Origin of the sequence: Bradyrhizobium sp. SBR1B (assembly GCF_014198205.1) — a bacterium.
GTDB lineage: Bacteria > Pseudomonadota > Alphaproteobacteria > Rhizobiales > Xanthobacteraceae > Bradyrhizobium.
Map to the genome: position 1 here is coordinate 110,499 of NZ_JACIHC010000016.1, position 20,555 is coordinate 131,053.

At 64.8% G+C, this 20,555-nt stretch carries 20 protein-coding genes; 14 read left to right on the plus strand and 6 right to left on the minus strand.

What is annotated here, in order from left to right:
* The first annotated feature begins 40 nt into the window (after positions 1-40).
* The 8 genes from GGD61_RS30685 to GGD61_RS30720 all read left to right on the plus strand — a co-directional run bounded on the left by GGD61_RS30685 (position 41) and on the right by GGD61_RS30720 (position 8,148).
* The gene (locus GGD61_RS30685; protein ID WP_028144036.1) at positions 41-415 is read left to right on the plus strand and encodes a PRC-barrel domain-containing protein; all 375 of its coding nucleotides are present in this window, start codon (positions 41-43) and stop codon (positions 413-415) included.
* Positions 416-436: 21 nt separating this feature from the next.
* Positions 437-595: a hypothetical protein gene (locus tag GGD61_RS30690; RefSeq protein WP_018321727.1), complete on the plus strand. Its 159-nt coding sequence runs from the start codon at positions 437-439 to the stop codon at positions 593-595.
* Between the two features lie 200 nt (positions 596-795).
* On the plus strand, positions 796-1,944 hold the full coding sequence (locus GGD61_RS30695; protein ID WP_092262623.1) for an HlyD family secretion protein: 1,149 nt from the start codon (positions 796-798) through the stop codon (positions 1,942-1,944).
* Positions 1,941-3,560, plus strand: coding sequence for a DHA2 family efflux MFS transporter permease subunit (locus GGD61_RS30700; RefSeq protein ID WP_018321725.1), 1,620 nt, complete (start codon positions 1,941-1,943; stop codon positions 3,558-3,560). Before GGD61_RS30695 ends, GGD61_RS30700 begins: the two co-directional genes overlap by 4 nt.
* Before the next feature lie 315 nt (positions 3,561-3,875).
* Complete coding sequence (locus GGD61_RS30705) at positions 3,876-4,877, plus strand: nitronate monooxygenase family protein (protein WP_092262587.1); 1,002 nt, start codon at positions 3,876-3,878, stop codon at positions 4,875-4,877.
* A gap of 105 nt (positions 4,878-4,982) precedes the next feature.
* On the plus strand, positions 4,983-5,402 hold the full coding sequence (locus tag GGD61_RS30710; protein ID WP_092262590.1) for a hypothetical protein: 420 nt from the start codon (positions 4,983-4,985) through the stop codon (positions 5,400-5,402).
* Positions 5,403-5,557: 155 nt separating this feature from the next.
* Positions 5,558-7,132 carry an alkaline phosphatase gene (locus GGD61_RS30715; protein WP_092262593.1) on the plus strand — a complete coding sequence of 525 codons (1,575 nt, stop codon included), beginning with the start codon at positions 5,558-5,560 and terminating at the stop codon, positions 7,130-7,132.
* 197 nt (positions 7,133-7,329) lie between these two features.
* On the plus strand, positions 7,330-8,148 hold the full coding sequence (locus GGD61_RS30720; protein ID WP_092262626.1) for an aldo/keto reductase: 819 nt from the start codon (positions 7,330-7,332) through the stop codon (positions 8,146-8,148).
* 180 nt (positions 8,149-8,328) lie between these two features.
* On the opposite strand, the gene GGD61_RS30725 is transcribed toward GGD61_RS30720, so the two are convergent.
* Positions 8,329-8,568: a hypothetical protein gene (locus GGD61_RS30725; RefSeq protein ID WP_092262629.1), complete on the minus strand. Its 240-nt coding sequence runs from the start codon at positions 8,566-8,568 to the stop codon at positions 8,329-8,331.
* 95 nt (positions 8,569-8,663) lie between these two features.
* A complete protein-coding gene (locus GGD61_RS30730) occupies positions 8,664-9,116 on the minus strand; it encodes a hypothetical protein (protein ID WP_177237516.1) in 453 nt (150 codons plus the stop codon).
* Positions 9,117-9,274: 158 nt separating this feature from the next.
* Between GGD61_RS30730 and GGD61_RS30735 the strand changes: the two genes are divergently transcribed.
* Complete coding sequence (locus tag GGD61_RS30735) at positions 9,275-9,547, plus strand: helix-turn-helix domain-containing protein (RefSeq protein ID WP_026202606.1); 273 nt, start codon at positions 9,275-9,277, stop codon at positions 9,545-9,547.
* Between the two features lie 18 nt (positions 9,548-9,565).
* Complete coding sequence (gene hpaD / locus GGD61_RS30740) at positions 9,566-10,420, plus strand: 3,4-dihydroxyphenylacetate 2,3-dioxygenase (protein WP_092262598.1); 855 nt, start codon at positions 9,566-9,568, stop codon at positions 10,418-10,420.
* Positions 10,421-10,430: 10 nt separating this feature from the next.
* On the opposite strand, the gene GGD61_RS30745 is transcribed toward hpaD, so the two are convergent.
* Complete coding sequence (locus tag GGD61_RS30745) at positions 10,431-11,663, minus strand: PLP-dependent aminotransferase family protein (RefSeq protein ID WP_092262601.1); 1,233 nt, start codon at positions 11,661-11,663, stop codon at positions 10,431-10,433.
* 88 nt (positions 11,664-11,751) lie between these two features.
* On the minus strand, positions 11,752-12,279 hold the full coding sequence (locus tag GGD61_RS30750; RefSeq protein ID WP_183231750.1) for a DUF3124 domain-containing protein: 528 nt from the start codon (positions 12,277-12,279) through the stop codon (positions 11,752-11,754).
* Between the two features lie 67 nt (positions 12,280-12,346).
* On the opposite strand from GGD61_RS30750, the gene GGD61_RS30755 reads away from it, so the two are divergent.
* The 4 genes from GGD61_RS30755 to GGD61_RS30770 all read left to right on the plus strand — a co-directional run bounded on the left by GGD61_RS30755 (position 12,347) and on the right by GGD61_RS30770 (position 17,742).
* Positions 12,347-14,077, plus strand: a complete 1,731-nt coding sequence (locus GGD61_RS30755; RefSeq protein ID WP_092263362.1) for a cation:proton antiporter — start codon at positions 12,347-12,349, stop codon at positions 14,075-14,077.
* 177 nt (positions 14,078-14,254) lie between these two features.
* Entirely contained in the window at positions 14,255-15,331 is a 1,077-nt protein-coding gene (gene ribB, locus GGD61_RS30760; protein ID WP_092263360.1) for a 3,4-dihydroxy-2-butanone-4-phosphate synthase, read from the plus strand.
* 127 nt (positions 15,332-15,458) lie between these two features.
* Positions 15,459-16,673: an acyl-CoA dehydrogenase gene (locus GGD61_RS30765; protein WP_018321712.1), complete on the plus strand. Its 1,215-nt coding sequence runs from the start codon at positions 15,459-15,461 to the stop codon at positions 16,671-16,673.
* A gap of 151 nt (positions 16,674-16,824) precedes the next feature.
* The gene (locus GGD61_RS30770; protein WP_092263357.1) at positions 16,825-17,742 is read left to right on the plus strand and encodes an MBL fold metallo-hydrolase; all 918 of its coding nucleotides are present in this window, start codon (positions 16,825-16,827) and stop codon (positions 17,740-17,742) included.
* A 69-nt stretch (positions 17,743-17,811) separates the two neighbouring features.
* Here GGD61_RS30770 and GGD61_RS30775 read toward each other — a convergent pair whose 3' ends face one another.
* Positions 17,812-18,666: a DUF1499 domain-containing protein gene (locus tag GGD61_RS30775; RefSeq protein ID WP_092263354.1), complete on the minus strand. Its 855-nt coding sequence runs from the start codon at positions 18,664-18,666 to the stop codon at positions 17,812-17,814.
* Positions 18,667-18,869: 203 nt separating this feature from the next.
* Positions 18,870-20,498, minus strand: a complete 1,629-nt coding sequence (locus tag GGD61_RS30780) for a fatty-acid--CoA ligase (protein WP_018321709.1) — start codon at positions 20,496-20,498, stop codon at positions 18,870-18,872.
* Positions 20,499-20,555: the final 57 nt, after the last annotated feature.

Genomic DNA, 20,555 nt, shown 5'->3' on the forward strand with positions numbered 1-20,555 from the left:
CTCATCCGGTTGATTCATATTGGCTGAGTGGAGGATTAAGATGCTGAATCAAGGCGAGCTGGGCCGCAGCGAGATGGGACGGCTGATCGGCAGCGACAAGGTCGAGGGAACGTCGGTCTACGGCGCCGACCGCAACCGGATCGGTTCGATCGAACGCGTGATGATCGACAAGGTCAGCGGCAGGGTGTCTTACGCCGTGCTCGGCTTCGGCGGATTCCTGGGCCTCGGCAACGACCACTATCCGTTGCCCTGGCAGTCGCTGAAATACGACACGGAGCTTGGCGGGTATGTCACCGGCATCACCACCAAGGAACTGGAAGGGGCCCCGAAATATGGCGAACGAAGCGATTGGAACTGGGGTGATGACGCAGCTGTGCGCGGCATCAACTCCTATTACGGTGTTCCCTTCGCTTGACGTTCCCGGAAAGGGAGATCGATGAGCAAGGAACGGCCCAACGACGATCCCCGGCAGCAGAACGACTGGGGTTCGCACCGGCAGACGGACAAGCCCTGGAAGGGCAATCCGGAAAAGGAGCAGGGATCGGACGAGGAGAAGCCCGATCTCGAGAAATGGCACGAGACGAAGACGCACTGAGACAGGCGGGCTTCCCGTGAGACGTCAGAGACGAGCGCGGCACGCAACTGTGCCGCGCTTCCTTTTTGAGCAGGCATTCACGAATGGCGGCGGGCCTCTCGCGATGCGGAACCATGCTTCGGTGCTGCGGTTAGGCTCGCGGCGGGCGAGGCGGCTCGTTGCCACCTGCCGCCGGTTGAGTCCCGAGAAAGGTGTTGGCCGTGGATGCTCAAACCCGGGAGCGTGGGCCGTCCGCGGAGCAACCGCAGAGGGCGAAGGAAGCGCCAAGAACGCCTCCCGATCATACAAGCGAGACCAGTCAGCCGGCGAAGGCGCCGTCGCTGCGAGACCGGCTTCGTCAGCATTGGCTGCTGGCAACCGCCGGCGCCTTCGTGCTGATCGCCGCGCTCGTTGGCGGTCTGCTCTATTGGCTCGAGGCGCGCCACTATGAATCCACCGACGATGCCTTCGTCGCCGCGCGCAGCTTTTCGGTGGCCTCGAAGGTCGGCGGCTATGTGACCGACATCCCGGTGACGGACAACCAGCACGTCAGTGCGGGCGATCTCCTCGCCAGGATCGACGAGCGCGACTACCGTATCGCCATCGATCAGGCCAATGCGCAGGTTGCCAGCGCCAAGGCGAACGTCGCCAACGTCGAGGCGCAGATCGATTCGCAGCAGGAGCAGATCAAGCAGGCCCAGGCGCAGCTCGAACAGGCGCAGGCTCAGCTGCAGTTCGCGCAGGAGGAGTTCAAGCGCGCCGAGGATCTCGTCGAGAAGGGTGCCGGCACCGTGCAGCGCCAGCAGCAGACCCGTTCCGACCTTCAGGCCCAGCAGGCCAACACCGAGCGCGCCAAGACCGCGGTGACCTCGGCGCAACTCGGCATCAAGACGCTGCAAGCTCAGCTCGAAGGCGCCAAGGCGCAGCTTGAGCAGTCGCAGGCGCAGCTCGATCAAGCCAAGCTGAACTTGCAGTACACCAACGTCGTCGCGGCGCAATCGGGCCGTGTCGTCAAGCTCTCGGGCGCCAAGGGCACCTTCGTCACGGCGGGGCAGAGCCTGATGATGTTCGTGCCCGACGAGGTCTGGATCGTCGCCAACTACAAGGAGACGCAGCTGGGCGACATGCGTCCGGGCCAGCCGGTCGAGATCCGCATCGATGCCTATCCCGGCAGCAAGCTCACCGGCCACGTCGATTCCGTGCAGCCCGGCTCCGGCACCGCGTTCAGCCTGCTGCCGGCGGAGAACGCGACCGGCAACTACGTCAAGGTGGTGCAGCGCGTGCCGGTGAAGATCGTGGTCGACAACTGGCCGGCCGATCTGCCGGTCGGTCCCGGCATGTCGGTCGTGCCCTGGACCAGGGTGCGATGACGGACGCTGCGCAAGGCGGCGCATCCGCAGGCGGCTGGTCGCCGGAGCGCTCCGCGGCCGGCGGGCACAATCCCTATTTGATCGCCTTCGTGGTCTCGATCGCGACCTTCATGGAGGTGCTCGACACCACCATCGCCAATGTCGCGCTTCGCCACATCGCCGGCGGGCTCGCGGTCGGCATCGACGAGAGCACCTATGTCATCACCAGCTATCTCGTCGCCAACGCGATCGTGCTGTCGATCTCGGGCTGGCTGTCGACGGTGATCGGCCGCAAGCGCTTCTACATGATATGCGTCGCGATCTTCTCGATCGCATCGCTGCTGTGCGGCTTCGCCTGGAATCTGCAATCGCTGGTGCTGTTCCGCATCCTGCAGGGCCTCGGCGGCGGCGGCATGGCCACCAGCGAGCAGGCGATCCTCGCCGACTCCTTCCCGCCGCACAAGCGCGGCCAGGCTTTCGCCATCTACGGCGTCGCCGTCGTGGTCGCGCCGGTGATCGGTCCGACGCTCGGCGGCTGGATCACCGATACCTACAGCTGGCACTGGGTGTTCCTGATCAACGTGCCGATGGGGCTGCTCTCGCTGTTCCTGGTCGGTACGCTGGTCAAGGAGCCGTCGGGCGCGGAGGAGGAGAGGGAGAAGCTGCTGAGCAAGGGCCTGCGCGTCGACTATGTCGGCTTCCTGCTGGTCGCGATCGGGCTCGGCTCGCTCGAATTCGTCCTCGACGAGGGTCAGCGCAACGACTGGTTCGGGTCGAACATGATCGTCGTCTTCGCGGTGCTGGCCGCGGTCTCGCTGCTCGCGCTGATCCCGTGGGAGCTGACGCGGGAAGATCCCATCGTCGATCTTCGCTTGCTCGGCCGGCGCCAGTTCGCCGCCTGCTTCCTGGTGATGCTCGGCACGGGCGCGGTGCTGATCTCGACCACCCAGCTGCTGCCGCAACTGCTCCAGACCGAGCTGAACTACACGGCGATGCTGGCCGGCCTCGCGCTGTCGCCCGGCGGCATCGCGACCCTGGTGCTGATGCCGGTGGTCGGCCGCCTCGTCAGCACAGTGCAGCCGAAATATCTGATCATGTTCGGCGCTGCCATCGTCGCGTTCTCGATGTGGCATCTCACCGGACTCACCGGCGACATCACCTATGGCTATGCGGCGCTGTCGCGCATCTTCCTCGCGCTGGGCCTGCCCTTTCTGTTCCTGCCGGTGACGACCGCGTCCTACGATGGCGTGCCGCCCGACAAGACCAACCAGGCTTCTGCGCTGATCAACGTCGCCCGCAACATCGGCGGATCCATGGGCGTCGCGCTGGCGCAGACGGTTCTGGCGCAGCGCCAGCAATTCCACCAGAGCCGACTGATCGAGCACGCCGCGCCATCCGACCTCGGCTATCAGCAGACCATCGACGCGATGACGCGCTACTTCCAGGCGCAAGGGTCGAATGCGAGCGATGCCGCGTCACAGGCGCTCGCCTGGGTCGGCCGCACCTTGCAGCAGCAGGTTGATCTGCTCGCCTATATCGACGTGTTCTGGACGCTGGCGATCATTGCGGTGCTGATGATCCCCACGGCGGCGGTGCTGCGGCCGATCAAGCTGGGCGCGCCGGCGCGGGGACATTGAGAGTATGCACTGTGGCTTGGTCTTACCGCGATTGACGCTGTCTCCCCGTCACCCTGAGGTGGCCGCTTCTTCAGCGGCCCTCGAAGGGAGACGGCCCGGCTCGCAGCTGGGCCGTACATCCTTCGAGGCTCACCTAGCGGCGCGCCTGCGCCGCTAGGATCGCACCTCAGGATGACGGGACTTGCAACCAGACTTGGTGTCTCGACTCACCTCCTCGGCTCCTTTGGCCCGCTCCCTCGGAGAGAAATGGTGACCGCGGCGCAAAAGTCCGGCTAGACTGAACCCAACCTGAGCAAATTCCGGGAGGCGAATTAAGTGAAGACCGCGATCACCGAGCTGTTCGGCATCGAGCACCCCATCATCCAGGGCGGCATGCATTTCGTCGGCTTTGCCGAGCTGGCCGCTGCCGTCTCCAATGCCGGCGGGCTCGGCATCATCACCGGCCTCACGCAGAAGACGCCGGAATTGCTCGCCAAGGAAATCGCGCGCTGCCGCGACATGACCGACAAGCCGTTCGGCGTGAACCTCACCTTCCTGCCGACCTTCGCGGCGCCGCCCTATCCGGAATACATCGCGGCCATCGTCGAGGGCGGCATCAAGGCGGTGGAGACGGCGGGCCGCAGCCCCGAACAATACATGCCGGCGCTGAAGGCGGCGGGCATCAAGGTCATCCACAAATGCACCTCGGTGCGTCACTCACTCAAGGCCGAGCGGATCGGCTGCGACGCTGTCAGCGTCGACGGCTTCGAGTGCGGCGGTCATCCCGGCGAGGATGACATTCCCAACATGATCCTGCTGCCGCGCGCGGCGGAGGAATTGAAGATCCCGTTCGTCGCCTCCGGCGGCATGGCCGACGGGCGCAGCCTCGTCGCGGCATTGTCGCTGGGCGCGGCCGGCATGAACATGGGCACGCGCTTCATCGCCACCAAGGAAGCGCCGGTGCATCAGAACGTGAAGAACGCGCTGGTCGCCGCGACCGAGCTCGACACCCGCCTGATCATGCGGAGCCTGCGCAATACCGAACGCGTGCTGAGGAACGCCAATGTCGATCGCCTCATCGAGATCGAGCGCGAGAAGGGCGACAAGCTGAAGATCGATGACATCCACGACCAGGTCGCGGGCGTCTATCCCAGGATCATGCTGGAGGGACAGATGGACGCCGGCGCCTGGAGCTGCGGCATGGCCGCAGGGTTGATCCATGACATCCCCTCCTGCAAGGAACTCGTCGATCGCATCATGAGCGAGGCGGAACAGATCATCCGCAGCCGTCTGATGGGGTTCCTGGATGGGACGGGGGCGACGCGAAAGGTCGCCTGACACCGCCAAACTTCTTAACCACGGCGGCAAATGGACGCTGGAATCGCGCGCGAGGCCTCCTAAATAAGGATAAAATACCTTCAAAATCAATTTCAGGAGGCGTCCGTGGTCCTGAAAAGCGTTTCTTTTGCAGTTGCCGTTGCCCTCGTGATCGCATGGGGCGGCTTCGCGCGCGCTGACGACTACAAGCCAGACGAATATCTCGGCGTCGACCTTTCGAAGGCAGTTCTGTCGCCGAAGCGGCTCGGGCCCGAGACGCAGTTTGCGCCGGTCGCACTCGAGGCGAAGGGTGGCAACGAGGCGCAGGCCCGCGCCGAGCCGGTCGACGTGCCGAAGAAGGTTGCCGCCGAGCGTGTCCGCGTAGCCGAGCCGAAGGTCGCGCACGGCAAGCCCGCGCAGCCGCGCGGTGGAGCCCGCGCCAAGCTCGCGCATCGCCGCAGCAATCCGCTTGATGCACAGGCGAGAGATACCCGCATCCAGACCTGGCCCTGTCGTTCCGGCGGCATCTGCAACTGGCAGCGCTAGACGCTTCGTTTCTTCTACGCCTCTCCCCGCCTGCGGGGCTATCTCGCCCCGTCATCCGCGCGTCGCAAAACCGTAGGCGCGGAGTCAAGAAACCGTAAGGGTAGGAGTCAAGGAGCGCAGGCACCTTCCGTCGCGATTCGACGAAGGTTTCCTGAATGGCAACGCTCCGCGCTTCGCGCGCATGGACCCGGCGGCAATTCCTGGTCCGCTCGACCTCCAGCCTCGCCGTCGCCTCGCTCGGCACGCTCTCAATGCCGCACCTCAGCCGCGCCGCCGACCGGCCACAAGTCGCGGGCGGTATTCAGTCCGGCGATGTTTCTGGCGACTCCGCCGTGATCTGGGCGCGCGCCGACCGGCCCGCGCGGATGCAGGTGGAATGCTCGACCGTCGAGAGCTTCAAGACCATCATTGCGTCAGCTTCGCGCGACGCTCTGCTTGATGCGGATTTCACCGCAAAGCTGCTGCTGAACGATCTGCCGCCCGGCCAGGATATCTTCTACCGCGTGCGCTTCGACGACGTCGCGACCGGCATTGCCGGCGAAAGCCGCATCGGCCATTTCCGCACCGCGCCGTCCGCTGGCCGCTCGATCTCGTTCCTGTGGTCCGGGGATGTCGCGGGGCAGGGCTGGGGCATCGACATTTCGCGCGGCGGCTATCGCAGCTATCGCACCATGCTCGACAACCGCCCGGATTTCTTCATCCACTCCGGCGATCACATCTACGCCGACTGCACGGTTCCTTCCGAGCAGAAGCTGCCGAACGGCGAGATCTGGCACAACCTCGTGACCGAGGAAAAGTCCGAGGTCGCGCACACGCTGGCGCAGTTTCGCGGCAATTACAAATACAACCATCTCGACGAGAACTTTCGCGCCTTCCACGCCGAGGTGCCGATGTTCGCGCAGTGGGACGACCACGAGGTCACCAACGACTGGTCGCCGACCGGCAGCCACGACGAGGCCGGCTATGAGGACGACGGCACCCCGCGCCTGATTGCGCGCGCCTGCCGCGCCTTCTTCGACTTCATGCCGATCCGCGATATCGGCGCGCAGCAAGGCCGGGTCTATCGCAAGATCGCCTACGGCCCGCTGCTCGACGTCTTCATGATCGACATGCGCAGCTATCGCGACGATAGCTGGAACAAGGGCGGCGATCACCGCGGCTGGATCTTGGGTGTCGAGCAGCTCGCCTGGCTGAAGCGCGAGCTCGCGGCCTCGCGCGCAACCTGGAAGGTGATTGCGGCTGATCTTCCGATCGGCCTGATCAGTCTCGACGCCGTCGCGCTTGGCGATGGTCCGCCCGACCGGCGCGAGCACGAGATCGCCGACCTTCTGGCCTCCATCAAGTGCGCCGGCGTGCGCAATATCGTCTGGCTCACCGCCGATATGCACTACACCGCCGCGCATTATTACGATCCCGGCAAGGCGCAGTTTCAAGACTTCGAGCCGTTCTGGGAGTTCGTTTCCGGCCCGCTACACGCCGGCACCTGGGGCCCGGGTGAGCTTGACGACACCTTTGGTCCGGTCGCGATGTACCAGAACGGCTGCAGTGCGGCGCAGGGCGAGAATTTGGCGCCGTGTTTCGGACTGCAATTCTTCGGCCGCGTCGACATCGACGGCGCCAGCGGCGTGATGACCGTGACCTTGAAGGACGTCGACAATCGCGACCTCTGGTCGGTCGACATCGCGCCGCAACCGCAGATCCGCCCGGCCGTGGTGGCGCAGCATTCGTGAGGGGCGATACTCTGTGCGCGGGTCCGGCCATGACGAAGGATAGGCATGGCGCGCCGCTAACCCGATCTTGATTGGCCGCGCTGCCCATGCCGGGCTATGCTGCTCGCTCCCGCCATCTCTTTTCCATCACCGAAGAGTCCGCCCACGCGGCAACGCCGCGTGCTTCCAGCGGGTTGAACGACGTCAGGAGCCTGTTCATGGACAATCTGAAGACACAGGGCATCAGCGTGCCCAAGCTCGGCCTCGGCACCTTCCGCCTGCAGGGCGATGCCTGCCGCGCCGCGGTCGAGAGCGCGCTGTCGATCGGCTATCGCCACATCGACACCGCCGAGATGTACGCCAACGAAGAACCCATCGGCGCTGCCCTTGCCGCGGCTCGCCTTCCGCGCGGCGAGCTGCACGTCACGACCAAGGTCTGGCATGAGAACCTCAACACCGACGCGATCCGGCGGGCCTTCGATGCCAGCCTGAACAAGCTCAGGCTCGATCATGTCGATCTCTATCTCGTGCACTGGCCGTCGAAGGCTGCGAACTGGGGTGCGGTGTTCGAGACCCTGATGAAGCTGAAGCAGGAGGGACGCACGCGGGCGATTGGCGTTGCCAATTTTTCCACGGCACTGCTCAAGACCGTGGTCGAGGACATCAGGGCGCCGATCGCCTGCAACCAGATCGAATATCACGCCATGCTCGATCAATCGAAGGTGCTGGCCTATCTCGCCGCGAAGTCGATCCCTCTGGTGGCCTATTGCCCGCTCGCGCAAGGCCGCATCGCTTCGGAGCCGGTGCTGGCGGAGATCGGAGCCAGGCACAACGCGACCGCCGCGCAGGTGGCGCTGAAATGGCTGCTCGATCAGGACGGCGTCGCCGCGATTCCGAAGGCCTCGCGCCGGGAGAGCCAGCAGGCCAATCTCGATGCGCTGAAGATCACGCTCGACGATGCCGACCGCAACAAGATCGCCGCGCTGCCGAAGGACCGCCGCTGCGTCAATCCGGGCTTTGCGCCGGCGTGGGATTAGCTTCGTTTCAAACGCGCATGGCAGGCTCGTAGGGTGGGCAAAGGCGCACTTGCGCCGTGCCCACCACCTCTCAATCACTATGGAAGCGGTGGGCACGCTTCGCTTTGCCCACCCTACAAGACTGACGACACGCAAAAGAAATGGCCCCCGAGAGGGGCCATTTCCATGATGCGTCGCGCGTTAGTCCCAGTGGTGATGGCGATGGCTGCGCTTGATCACCACGACCTTGTCGCGATTGTGCCAGCCACGATGCCAACCATGGTCGCGATGGCCGCGGAATTCGGCGCGAGCGCCGTACGGCCCGTGATGATGGTGGTGGTAGCCGCCGCGCTTGATCACCACCGTCTCCGCGCTCGCCAGCGTCGGCGCCGCGATCACGAGCGCACCCAGGGCCGCAACCACATAACCAAGCTTCTTCATGATGTCCTCCTCCAATCGAATGCAAATCTAAACCGCGCATTCGCGCGAACGTTCCGGAGGAAACGCGGGAGAATTCTGAACAGCTGTTCAGGTGACTAATCGCAGCGTTGCTGCGCCGGCGTCGGCGCGCCTGTCGCGACGTACTTGCCGTCCCTGATCGTGTACTCGCCGCGCTCGCTGCGATTGTAGATCGCGCGCAGGCTGCCATCCTTCGCCAGCAGCAGCCCGAACTCACGCGCCTGGTGCAGCGAGGGGAAGTACACCATCACATTAAGCAGGCCCTCGGCGCCGACGGTGGCCGACACCACCTCGTTCTCGTCATTGGCCTCGCCGAAATTGCGCCGGTACATCACCCGGCCGTCCTTCCGGATTTCGTAAGTCAGGAGCGCGCCCTTGTCACGGTCGGGCCGGACGGCGCAATCGACCGCCCACGAGCCGAGCAGGCCCCATTGCTCGACCGTCGCGGTCAACGTCTCGGCACCTGCCGTGGAGGTGATCGCCGCCCACAGCATCGCAGCCGCGATCCAGCGGCTCAAACAACGCGTCATGTCCTGAAGAAACCCCGCCTCGAAGAACTCCAAGTGTAGCATCCCGCCCGCTTCCGTCCATGGCTGCCGCCGATCGCTCGCGAATTTGATCCGCGTCAATGAGGCCGGTCTTTTCCGGGGTAGGATGGCGTTTCCCGAAGGCGAACCTGGATAGACCAATGCTGAATCAAGTCATGGATTTTGCGGGCGAAGTGCTGCCGGGGAGTTGTGCCGTGCCGCCCTATTCCGAGACCGCGTTTCTGACCGAGCTGGGCGATCGCTTGAGGTCCTCGCGCATGCGCTGCGACCTGTCGCGCCGCGAGCTGGCCCGCCGTTCCGGGATTTCCGAGCGCTATATCGCCCAGATCGAAGCCGGCAAGGGCAACGTCTCGATCGTCCTCTTGCTGCGGCTGGCCTCCGCGATCCACGGCAGCCAGCCACAGGCGGCCTGACGCTTCGAGGTGACCGCCATGGGGCAACTCGTACTCGCGGCCAAGGTCACCCACGTTCCATCGCTGATGCTGTCAGAGCTATCAGGCAGCCCGTTACGTGACGCGCGCAAAGCCGCCGTCGATTCGCCGCGCGAGCTCGGCCGGCGGGCGAAAGAACGCGGCGTCACCTGCTTCGTGGTGTTCGACACCCACTGGCTCTCCAATTTCGGCTACCACATCAATGCCAATGCGCGGCATTGCGGCTCGTTCACGAGCCACGAGGCGCCGCAGATGATCCAGGATCTGCGCTACGATTTGCCGGGTGACACGCGCCTGGCCGAAGCCATCGCCGATAGGGCCGGGGACGCCGGCCTGAACGTGATCGCCCATCAGGTGGCCAGCCTCGGGCTCGAATACGGCACCGTCGTGCCGATGCACTACCTGAACCGGGACGGCTTCGCGAAGGTCGTCTCGGTCGCCTCGCCGCTCTTCACCTCATTCGAGGAGAGCCGGATCCTCGGTGAAGCGACCCGCCGCGCGATCGATGAATCCGGTGAACGCGTCGCCATTCTCGCCAGCGGTTCGCTCTCGCATCGGCTCTGGCCGAACAAGAAGCTGGGCCCCGAGGCGTGGACCTCGGTCGCCAGCGAGTTCAACCGTCAGGTCGATTTGCGCGTGCTCGAGCTGTGGCAGAGCCGCCGCTACCGCGAATTCCTCGACATGCTTCCGGATTACGCCACCAAGTGCAACGGCGAAGGCGGCATGGCCGACACCATCATGCTGTTCGCCGCGCTCGGCTGGTACGACTATCGCGGCGCCGCCGAGCAGCTCTGCGACTATTTTCCCTCGTCGGGCTCCGGCCAGGTCAACGTGGAGTTTCACGTCGAGGCGTGAGGCCGCGGCTTCAAGCCCGCTTCTCCACATTGGCACTCCGGGCCGGCACGCCGAATTCCTTGCGGCAGACCTCGGCCAGCACGGCGACTCCCTCGCGGATCTGCTGATGCGTCGGGCTCGCAAAGCACAGCCTGAGCCGCGAGCTGGCATGGCTCTTGTTGGTCGACCATTCCGGCCCCGGATTGATCGAGACCCCGGCGGCGAGTGCGGCCTGATAGAGTTTCAGCGTATCGACCTGGTCGGGCAGCTTGACCCAGAGGAAGATGCCGCCCTTCGGCTCTTCGAATTCCGCTGCCGTGCCGAACTGCTCGTTCAGCGCCTCCATCAGCGTGTCGAGCTTGGTGCGCAGCGCCTTGGTCAGCGCCGGCACATGGCTTGCGAAATGCGGCTTGCAATAGGCGGCGAGCACCATCTGCTCCAGCGCGCCGGAGCCGGCATCGGTCTTCAGCGCCAGCATCCGCGACATCACCGCCCAGGGCGCCACGATGAAGCCGACGCGCAGCGCCGGCGCGATCGATTTGGAGAACGAGCCGATATGGATCACGCCGCCGTTTGGGCTCATCGCATGGATCGCCGGCGGCCGCTGCCCCGACCAGACGAGGTCGGCATAGCAATCGTCCTCGAAGATCGGCACGCCATACTCGGTCGCGAGCCGTACCAGCTCAGTGCGGCGGCTCTCGGGCATGATGCTGCCGGTCGGATTCTGCACCGTCGGAATGGTGTAGATGTATTTCGGCCGGATGCCGCGGCTCTTCAGGTCCGCCAGTGTCGCGGCCAGCACGTCCATGCGCATGCCGTCCTTGTCGAGGGGGACGCCGACCACATTGACGCCGAGCCGCGCCAGGCGGGTCAGCGAGCCCTGATAGCTGTCCTGCTCGAAAATGACGGTGTCGCCGCGGGTCAGCAGCGTCGCGTTGACGAGGTCGAGCGCCTGCAGTGAGCCGGACACGATCAGGAGATCGTCGACGGTGCAGTTGATGCCGGCATCGCGCTTGAGCTTCGTCACCAGGAATTCGCGCAAGGGCAGGTAACCCTGCGGGCCATGCGCCAACCCATAGGTCGCGAGCGACCGGCCTTCGCGCTGTAACGCTGAGGTGGTCGCCTCGATCAGGCCCTCGAGCGGCAGTTGCTCGGAATCGTTGTTGCCGCCGACGAAACTGTACTTGGCAAGGCCCGTCCAGCGCGCAGAAGGGGCCGGCAGCCCTGCCGGAAACAGGGGTGCGAAATCGAAGCTGGACGTCATGGGGGTGTTCCTCGTTTTGTTCTTGTTGAGCCAGCCGGTGTTGCGCCGGCCAGCCTTACTTCTTGCCAGCCGTCCGGGTGGGACGGACTCACTTCTTTGTGGCCGTCCTGGTCGGACGGCCCTGGCTGATGAAAGCGTAATGCGCATTGGCGACGCCGCCAACCATCAGGGCCTCGACCACGGGCTCGGCGATCTCGCCTGTCGCGGCCCAGTCGACGAGGAAATTGGCCCCGGTCCCGCCGCGGACGTCATCGGTCGGAATGAAGATCGAGACGGTGGCGAGTGGCCTCAAGGCCACGGGCGTCTTCAGATAACTCTCGACCTGCTTGCCTGCGGTGTCGAAATAGGCGATGCGTTTGATCACCAGTGCTTGCGTCTCGGAGGCGTTGTGAACACTCAAGGTCACCGAGAAGTCGACGCGCAGCTTGCCCTGGCTCATTGCGACGCTGGAATAGGCAGGCACGTAGAATCCACCGGAGATTGCGAGTTCCTCCTTCGGCAGCGCGGCGAGGGAATCGGCGAAGTTCTGTTCAATATTGACCTTGGATTGTGCGACGGCGGGCATGGCAAAGGCGAGGGGGCATAGCAGCATTGCTGCGAACAGCCCTTTTCGCATGTGACGAATTGCTCGCTTGCCGCGCCGCAACCCGTCTCTAGGGTGCGGCAAAACGGACCAATTTGGCATGCATGAGCTCATTCGCGACATCACTCTCTGTATTCTGTTTGCCTGGATGCTGGGCCTGCTCGCCCATTTCTCCCGGCAGCCGCTCATTCTGGCCTATCTTATCGCCGGCTTTTGCATAGGTCCATTCGGCGCCGGCTGGGTCCATTCGCAGGAATCGATCGGCGTCATCTCCGAGCTCGGCCTGATCTTCATGCTGTTCATGATCGGCCTGGAGATCGACCTGAAGAAGATCGTGCGGGCGGGAAAGGTGATCCTGTTCGCGGCGGGTGGCCAGCTGCTCGGCGGCTGCCTGCTCGGGGTCCTGTTCTTCGTCGGCATCGGCCTGTCGCTCGGCGGCGGGCACTTCGATGCGGTCTATCTCTGCGTCGCCTGCGCGCTGTCGAGCACCGTGATCATCGTCAAGGTGCTCTACGAGAAACGCGAGCTCGACACGCTGCCGGGGCGCATCACGCTCGGCGTGCTGGTGCTGCAGGACATCTTCGCCATCCTGTTCCTGGCGGTGCAGCCGAGCCTTGCCAATCTGCAAGCCAGCGTCATCCTGCTCTCGATCGGTCGTGTCGCGGTGCTGGTCGCCGCAGCTCTGCTGGTGAGCCGCTACGTGCTGCCGCGGCTGTTCCACCAGATCGCCCGGCGGCCCGAGCTGATCCTGCTCGGCGCGCTGGCCTGGTGCTTTCTCGTCGCCGAGACCGCCGAGCGGCTGTCGCTGTCGCGCGAGATGGGCGCCCTGATCGCCGGCGTCTCGCTCTCGACCTTTCCCTATGCGCTCGACGTCACCGCCAAGGTCACCACGCTGCGCGACTTCTTCATCACGCTGTTCTTCGTCGCGCTTGGCATGACCATTCCCGTCCCCGGTCTCTCCGTTATCGGGCTGGCCCTGATGATCGCCGCCTTCACGGTGGTGAGCCGCCTCGTCACCACCTTCACGCCGCTCTATCTGATGAAGCAGGGCTTGCGCGCCAGCCTGTTGCCGGCGCTGAACCTCGCGCAGATCTCCGAGTTCTCGCTGGTGGTGATCCAGACCGGCGTTGCCGATCACCATATCGCAGCGCAGACGGCGAATGCCGCCTCCTTCGCCTTCGTGGTGCTCGCGGTGCTCTCGACCTTCGCGATGAGCCGCAGCGACGAGATCACCCGCTGGGCCATCGGCCCCCTGAAGCGGATCGGCCTGCGCGATCTCGACCACGGCAACGGCCATGCCGAGGAGGGGCACGAGGGCGGCCATGGCGAGGCCCGCCGTATCGTCATCCTCGGCTTTTTCCGTGCGGCGAGCGCGCTGCTGGCCGAGATCGAACGGCAGGCGCCGGTGCTGCTCGAGCAGATCACCGTGGTCGATTTCAACCCCAATGTGTACCAGACGTTGCTGTCGCGCGGCCTGCACGTGATCTATGGCGACATCAGCAGCGCGGACACGCTGCTCCATGCCGGCGTCGGCAAGTCCGAGATGATCATCCTCAGCGTGCCGGATTCGCTGCTGAAGGGCGCCAGCAACGAGAAGCTGGTCCGCCACGTCCGCGCGCTCAATCCGACCGCCCTGATCGTGGCCACGGCCGATCTCCTGTCGGACGTTGAGGAGCTCTATGCGGCCGGCGCCAGCTACGTCACCGTGACCCGCCTCAGCGACGCTCATGAGCTGTTTACCGTGATCGAGGCCGCGCAGGCCGGCCTGCTGACCGACAAGCGCGCCGAGCTCGACCAGCGGCTCGGCGAGCGCCGCGAAGTGCTGCCCTGACGCGGGGACCGGCCGTCTTCCTTCCCGGCATTCCGCGCCTATATCCCTGGTATCTTCGGTGCAAGCCTGCCCACCTTGGCAGGCCTGCCGTCAGGCATATGCGGTTGCGTCCAGGACACTAGCGCCCCGGCCCAAGTCCGGCTAAGCCTCCCGCCCACAACCGATAGAGATTGGGACATGCCCGATAGCGTCCAGGAAGTCTTGCAGGCCTTTGCCCGGGGTGAGCTCGTGGTCGTCACCGACGACGAGGACCGTGAGGGCGAGGGCGATCTGATCGTCGCCGCCTCGCTCTGTACCGCCGAGAAGATGGCGTTCATCATCCGCCATACCTCAGGCATCGTCTGCGCGCCTGTGACCACCGAGGACGCGCGCCGCCTGCGGCTCGATCCGATGGTGGCCCACAACGATTCCGCGCACACCACCGCCTTCACGGTGTCGATCGACTACAAGCCCGATGGCGGCACCGGTATCTCCGCCGAGGAGCGCGCCTCCTGCTGCCGCGCGCTGTCCAATCCCAATGTCGGTGCCAATGACTTCGCCCGGCCCGGCCACATCTTCCCGCTGATCGCCAAGGATGGCGGCGTGCTGCTGCGCTCGGGCCATACCGAGGCCGCCGTCGATCTCTGCAAGCTCTCCGGCCTGCCGCCGGTCGGCGTCATCAGCGAATTGATGAACGACGACGGCAGCGTGATGAAGGGCGAGCAGGTCGCCCGCTTCGCCGCCCAGCACAAGCTCAAGCACGTCACCATCGCGGACATGATCGCCTACCGCCAGGCGCGCGAGAAGCTGATCGAGCGGGTCTCGACCTTCGTCACCGAAAGCCCGATCGGACCCTTGCAGGGCTATGCCTATCGTTCGCCGTTCGATTCCATCGCCCACGTCGCGTTCGTCTACAATGGCGTCGGTGACGGCAAGAACGTGCTGACGCGCTTCCACAAGCCGAACATCGTCAAGGACACCTTCACCGGCCACAAGCGCATGGCGGCCGTGCTCGAGCATTTCAAGAAATCAGGCCGCGGCGTCCTGGTTTACTTGCGCGACGGCGCGGCCGGTGTCCCCGTGTCCCCGTTGCCCGACGAGAGCGCGACCGAGGCCGACCGCAACCGCCAGTGGCGCGAGGTCGGCGTCGGCGCGCAGATCCTGCGCGATCTCGGCGTCACCTCGATCCGGCATCTCACTTCCTCGGTGCACGACTACAAGGGCCTGTCCGGCTTCGGCATCGAGATCGTTGCCAACGAGCAGCTCGAAACCTGACAACGGCATTTCCGGTTCGTCGGTGTTGCGCCCCGGAACGACCGAAACCAGGATGCAATTGCACTTGTTGCCGCGGCGCTTTACTTTGTCGGGCAAATTTTGACGGAACCAGACGAAAGGACGTTTCATGAGCGTGCGCCCTCAGGCCAAGGACAAGCCGGCTGCGGCTTCTTTCCAGTGGGACGATCCGTTCCTGCTCGACGAGCAGCTGACCGAAGACGAGCGCATGGTGCGCGACACCGCCCGCGCCTACGCCCAGGACAAGCTGCTGCCGCGCGTCTCCAAGGCCTATCTCGAAGAGAAGACCGACCGCGAGATCTTCAACGAGATGGGCGAGCTCGGCCTGATCGGCATCACGCTGCCGGAGGAATATGGCTGCGCCAATGCGAGCTACGTCGCGTATGGCCTCGTCGCGCGGGAGATCGAGCGGGTCGATTCCGGCTATCGCTCGATGAACTCGGTGCAGTCCTCGCTGGTGATGTACCCGATCTACGCCTATGGCGACGAGAACCAGCGCAAGAAGTACCTGCCGAAGCTCGCCAGCGGCGAGTGGGTCGGCTGCTTCGGCCTGACCGAGCCCGATGCCGGCTCCGATCCGGCCGGCATGAAGACCCGCGCCGAGAAGGTCGCGGACGGCTATCGCCTCACCGGCAGCAAGATGTGGATATCGAACGCGCCGATCGCCGACGTGTTCGTGGTCTGGGCCAAGTCGGCCGCGCATGACAACCAGATCCGCGGCTTCGTGCTCGAGAAGGGCATGAAGGGCCTGTCCGCGCCGAAGATTGGCGGCAAGCTCTCGCTTCGCGCCTCCATCACCGGCGAGGTCGTGATGGACGGCGTCGTGGTTCCTGAAGACGCCCTGCTGCCCAACGTCTCCGGTCTCAAGGGTCCGTTCGGCTGCCTCAACCGGGCCCGCTACGGCATCTCCTGGGGCGCGCTCGGCGCCGCCGAGGACTGCATGCACCGCGCGCGCCAGTACACGCTCGACCGCAAGCAGTTCGGCAAGCCGCTCGCCGCGACCCAGCTCGTGCAGAAAAAACTCGCCGACATGGAGACCGAGATCGCGCTCGGCCTTCAGGGCTCGCTTCGCGTCGGCCGCCTGATGGACGAGGGCAAGTTCGCGCCCGAGATGATCTCGATCATGAAGCGCAACAATTGCGGCAAGGCCCTCGACATCGCCCGTGTCGCGCGCGACATGCACGGCGGCAACGGCATCTCGATCGAGTACCATGTGATGCGCCACGTCCATAACCTCGAGACGGTCAACACCTATGAGGGGACGCATGACGTCCACGCGCTGATCCTGGGGCGCGCCATCACGGGCATTCAGGCGTTTTTCTGAGCGGCTACGCGGTGAACGCGTGAGGCACGAGAACTCTCCAACTGCGTCATGGCCGGGCTTGTCCCGGCCATCCACGTCTTAAGCCACGCGAAGAACGTGGATGCCCGGCACAAGGCCGGGCATGACGAAGTCAGCAAGGAATGAGCAAGCCATGTCCGACAATGACGACGTCCCGTTCAACCGCAACTTTCCGCTGAAGCCGGGCGTCGTCGAGGAAGTCCGGCCCGGCGTGCGCCGCGTGCTCTGCAACAATCCGAGCCCGTTCACCTTCACCGGCACGGTCAGCTACATCGTTGGCAAGGGCAATGTCGCGATCATCGATCCCGGTCCCGACGATGCGGCGCATGCGGCTGCGCTGCTCGATGCCGTGCGCGGCGAGACGGTGAGCCATATCTTCGTCACCCACACCCATCGCGACCATTCGCCGAACACCGCGCGGATCAAGCAGGCGACCGGCGCGCCGGTCTATGCCGAGGGCCCGCACCGGGCCTCGCGCCCGCGCTTCGAGAGCGAGAAGCACAATCCGGAATCCGGCTCCGATCGCGACTTCGTACCCGACATCCGGATCGCGCATGGCGATGTCGTCGAGGGCGACGGCTGGCGGCTCGAGGCCGTTGCGACGCCCGGCCACACCGCCAATCATCTGGCATTCGCCTGGCCGGAGCGAAAGTTCAACTTCGTCGGCGATCACGTGATGGGCTGGTCCACCTCGATCGTGGCGCCGCCCGACGGCTCGATGATCGACTACATGGACTCGCTCGACCGGCTCGCCGCACGCGAGGAGGATCTCTATTTCTCCGGCCACGGCCCCGAGATCCCCGACGGCCAGCGCTTCGTGCGCTTCCTGATCCGGCACCGCAAGGCGCGCGAGGCCTCGATCCTGCACCGCCTCGCCAAGGGCGAGACCGACATCCCGACCATGGTCCGCGCGATCTATATCGGTATCGACCCGAGGCTGACGACGGCCGCCGGCTATTCCGTGCTGGCGCACCTGGAAGACCTGGTCGCCCGCGGCGTGGTGGCGACCGACGGCGATCCCGTGATCGGCGGGACGTATCGGATGGCGTAGGGGCGAATGGGGAGTAGCGAGTAGCGTTCCATTCGCTATTCGCTATTCGCTACTCGCCATTCGCCAGTTTCATTTCTTCACCGTCTTTGCCGGCGCTTTCGGCGGCGCCACCGGGGTCTTCTTCACCGGCTTGAGCGCGTCGGCATCGGCGGCGGTGTTGAGATCGTCGATGAATTTCTTGACCCGCGCGGCATTGCTGCCGAGATCGCTGTCGAAATTGCGCGAGGCAGAGCGGATGTCGACGCGGGAATCATCGCCGTCCGGCACGAACCTTATCGAAATGTCCTCGCGAAACCCCATGATCGGCGTGCGCGCCACCGCCTCGATGCGGCCGATGCGGCGCGGCGGCTGCGGTGCGCGCTCGTCGATGATGATCCATTTGCGCTTGTTGACGAGCTGGAGCGCGATCGCATAGGCGCGGTCGACGGAGATCTCGAGCTCGACAGGCTCGATATCAGGGTAGAAGTGGCGCTGCTGCTCCGCCGAATAGAGGCCGGCATAGACCGCGGTGTTGGTGCCCTCGCCGGTGCGCAGGCGCGCCAGCGCGTCGAAACGCGGCGGATCGATCGGGTCGGTGGTGATGTCGTAGATCGCCGGCAGCTTGCGATATTGCAGGGCCAGATAGGCGGGATAGGCGAGGATCGCCGCGTCGATCAGCAAAGCGAGCAGGATGCGCGCCATGCCGCGCGAGCCGTTCTGCCAGATCGCGGCAAAGCCGGCGAGCCCGAACAGGATCGACAGGCCTGATATCGCGAGCCCGCCGAAGAAGGTCGCAAGGGCCGGCTTCGGCTCCAGGAAATCGAAGCGGACGATGATGATCGAGACCACCACCGCCACCACCGCGAACACGGCCAGATTGCGCGCCCAGCTCGCGAGGCTGGACACGGGCTCCGACTGATAGGGAGCGGAAAACCTGCGGGCCATCGAGTGAGCTCTGCCGGGGTTGGCGATGCCGGCCAGTTCGGCGCGACGAGGGCCGTTGAGACCACGGCGCGGGGGCAAATTCAAGGGAGATCGGGCTGTTATGACCGGTCATTCCGGGGCGGCTCAAGGAGCCGAACCCGGAATCTCGAGATTCCGGGTTCGATGCTTCGCACCGCCCCGGAATGACGTTGCTTGCTTTGCCGCTACGCCGCCGCGTTCGGGAAGCGATAATCCCTAAACTGGTCGCGCAGCGCCGTCTTCAGGATCTTGCCGGTGGCCGTATGCGGAATGCCCTCGACGAAGGCGACGTCGTCGGGCATCCACCATTTGGCGATCTTGCCGTCCATGTATTTGAGGATGTCCTCGCGGGTGGCCTGCTGGCCCTGCTTGAGTTGCACGATCAGGAGCGGCCGTTCGTCCCATTTGGGGTGGAACACGCCGATCACGGCGGCTTCGGCCACGGCCGGATGGCCAACCGCGAGGTTTTCGAGGTCGATCGAGGAGATCCACTCGCCGCCGGACTTGATCACGTCCTTGGAGCGGTCGGTGATCCGCATGTAGCCGTCCTCGTCGATGGTCGAGACGTCGCCGGTGTCGAAGAAGCCGTCCTCGTCGAGGATGTCGGTGTCGACGCGGTAATAGGCCTTGGCGACGGCGGGGCCGGAGACCTTGAGGCGGCCGAAGGTCTTGCCGTCCCAGGGCAGCTCCTTGCCGGCGTCGTCGGTGATCTTCATCTCGACCGCGAACGGCGCATAGCCCTGCATCTGCAGCACGTCGAGCCGCGCATCGCCGGTGGCGTTCTGGAACGGCGGCTTCAGCGCCGCGACGCTGCCGATCGGGCTCATCTCGGTCATGCCCCAGGCGTGACGCACGTTCGAGCCCATGTCGAGGAAGGCCTTGATCATCGACCGCGGCATCGCCGAGCCGCCGCAGATCACCATCTTCAGGTCCGGCAGCTTGAGATTATTGGCGGTCATGTGCTGGAGCAGCATCAGCCACACCGTGGGCACGCCGGCGGTGTGCGTCACCTTCTCGGTCGAGAGCAGCTCGTAGACCGAGGCGCCGTCGAGCTTGGCGCCGGGCATGACCAGCTTGGTGCCCTGCGAAGGCGCGGAGAAGGCGATGCCCCAGCTGTTGGCATGGAACAGCGGAACCACCGGCAGCATCGTCTCGGACGCACTGGTGCCGAGCGCGTCGACATTGTTGGCCATCAGCGCATGCAGCACGTTGGAGCGATGCGAATACAGCACACCCTTCGGGTCACCGGTCGTGCCCGACGTGTAGCACATCGCGGCTGCCGTGTTCTCGTCAAAGTCCTTCCATTTGAATTTGCCGTCGGCCTCCGCAATCCAGTCCTCGTAGGCGACCACATTCTTCAGCGTCGTCTGCGGCATGTGCGCCTTGTCGGTGAGCACGACGTAGCGTTCCACGCTGGTCAGCTTGTCGGCGATCTTCTCCAGGACCGGAACGAAGGTGATGTCGGTCATCACGATGCGGTCCTGCGCATGGTTGATGATCCAGGCAATCTGCTCGGGGAAAAGGCGGGGATTGACGGTATGGCAGATGGCGCCGATCCCCATGATGCCGTACCACACCTCGAGATGGCGCCAGGTGTTCCAGGCGATCGTCGCGACACGGTCGCCGAGCTTGATGCCGTCGCGCTCCAGCATCTGCGAGACCTTGAGCGCGCGCTTGTGGATCTCGGCGTAATTGGTGCGATGAATCGGTCCCTCGACCGAGCGGGTAACCACCTCCTGCTTGCCATGAATTTTGGCGGCATGTTCGATGATCCGGTGGCAGAGCAGGGGCCAATCTTGCATCAAACCAAGCATTCCGACGTTCCTCCGAGAAGTCGCTGGGCGCGTTGTCGCTCTCAGCGTTGGGCCAAA

Coding starts and splice junctions, on each gene's coding strand:
- GGD61_RS30720 (WP_092262626.1), top strand. CDS start 7,330: ATGGACAATCTGAAGACACAGGGCATCAGCGTGCCCAAGCTCGGCCTC.
- GGD61_RS30715 (WP_092262593.1), top strand. CDS start 5,558: ATGGCAACGCTCCGCGCTTCGCGCGCATGGACCCGGCGGCAATTCCTG.
- hpaD (WP_092262598.1), top strand. CDS start 9,566: ATGGGGCAACTCGTACTCGCGGCCAAGGTCACCCACGTTCCATCGCTG.
- GGD61_RS30765 (WP_018321712.1), top strand. CDS start 15,459: ATGAGCGTGCGCCCTCAGGCCAAGGACAAGCCGGCTGCGGCTTCTTTC.
- GGD61_RS30780 (WP_018321709.1), bottom strand. CDS start 20,498: ATGCTTGGTTTGATGCAAGATTGGCCCCTGCTCTGCCACCGGATCATC.
- GGD61_RS30725 (WP_092262629.1), bottom strand. CDS start 8,568: ATGAAGAAGCTTGGTTATGTGGTTGCGGCCCTGGGTGCGCTCGTGATC.
- GGD61_RS30735 (WP_026202606.1), top strand. CDS start 9,275: ATGCTGAATCAAGTCATGGATTTTGCGGGCGAAGTGCTGCCGGGGAGT.
- ribB (WP_092263360.1), top strand. CDS start 14,255: ATGCCCGATAGCGTCCAGGAAGTCTTGCAGGCCTTTGCCCGGGGTGAG.
- GGD61_RS30770 (WP_092263357.1), top strand. CDS start 16,825: ATGTCCGACAATGACGACGTCCCGTTCAACCGCAACTTTCCGCTGAAG.
- GGD61_RS30685 (WP_028144036.1), top strand. CDS start 41: ATGCTGAATCAAGGCGAGCTGGGCCGCAGCGAGATGGGACGGCTGATC.
- GGD61_RS30755 (WP_092263362.1), top strand. CDS start 12,347: ATGCATGAGCTCATTCGCGACATCACTCTCTGTATTCTGTTTGCCTGG.
- GGD61_RS30700 (WP_018321725.1), top strand. CDS start 1,941: ATGACGGACGCTGCGCAAGGCGGCGCATCCGCAGGCGGCTGGTCGCCG.
- GGD61_RS30690 (WP_018321727.1), top strand. CDS start 437: ATGAGCAAGGAACGGCCCAACGACGATCCCCGGCAGCAGAACGACTGG.
- GGD61_RS30745 (WP_092262601.1), bottom strand. CDS start 11,663: ATGACGTCCAGCTTCGATTTCGCACCCCTGTTTCCGGCAGGGCTGCCG.
- GGD61_RS30730 (WP_177237516.1), bottom strand. CDS start 9,116: ATGACGCGTTGTTTGAGCCGCTGGATCGCGGCTGCGATGCTGTGGGCG.
- GGD61_RS30775 (WP_092263354.1), bottom strand. CDS start 18,666: ATGGCCCGCAGGTTTTCCGCTCCCTATCAGTCGGAGCCCGTGTCCAGC.
- GGD61_RS30750 (WP_183231750.1), bottom strand. CDS start 12,279: ATGCGAAAAGGGCTGTTCGCAGCAATGCTGCTATGCCCCCTCGCCTTT.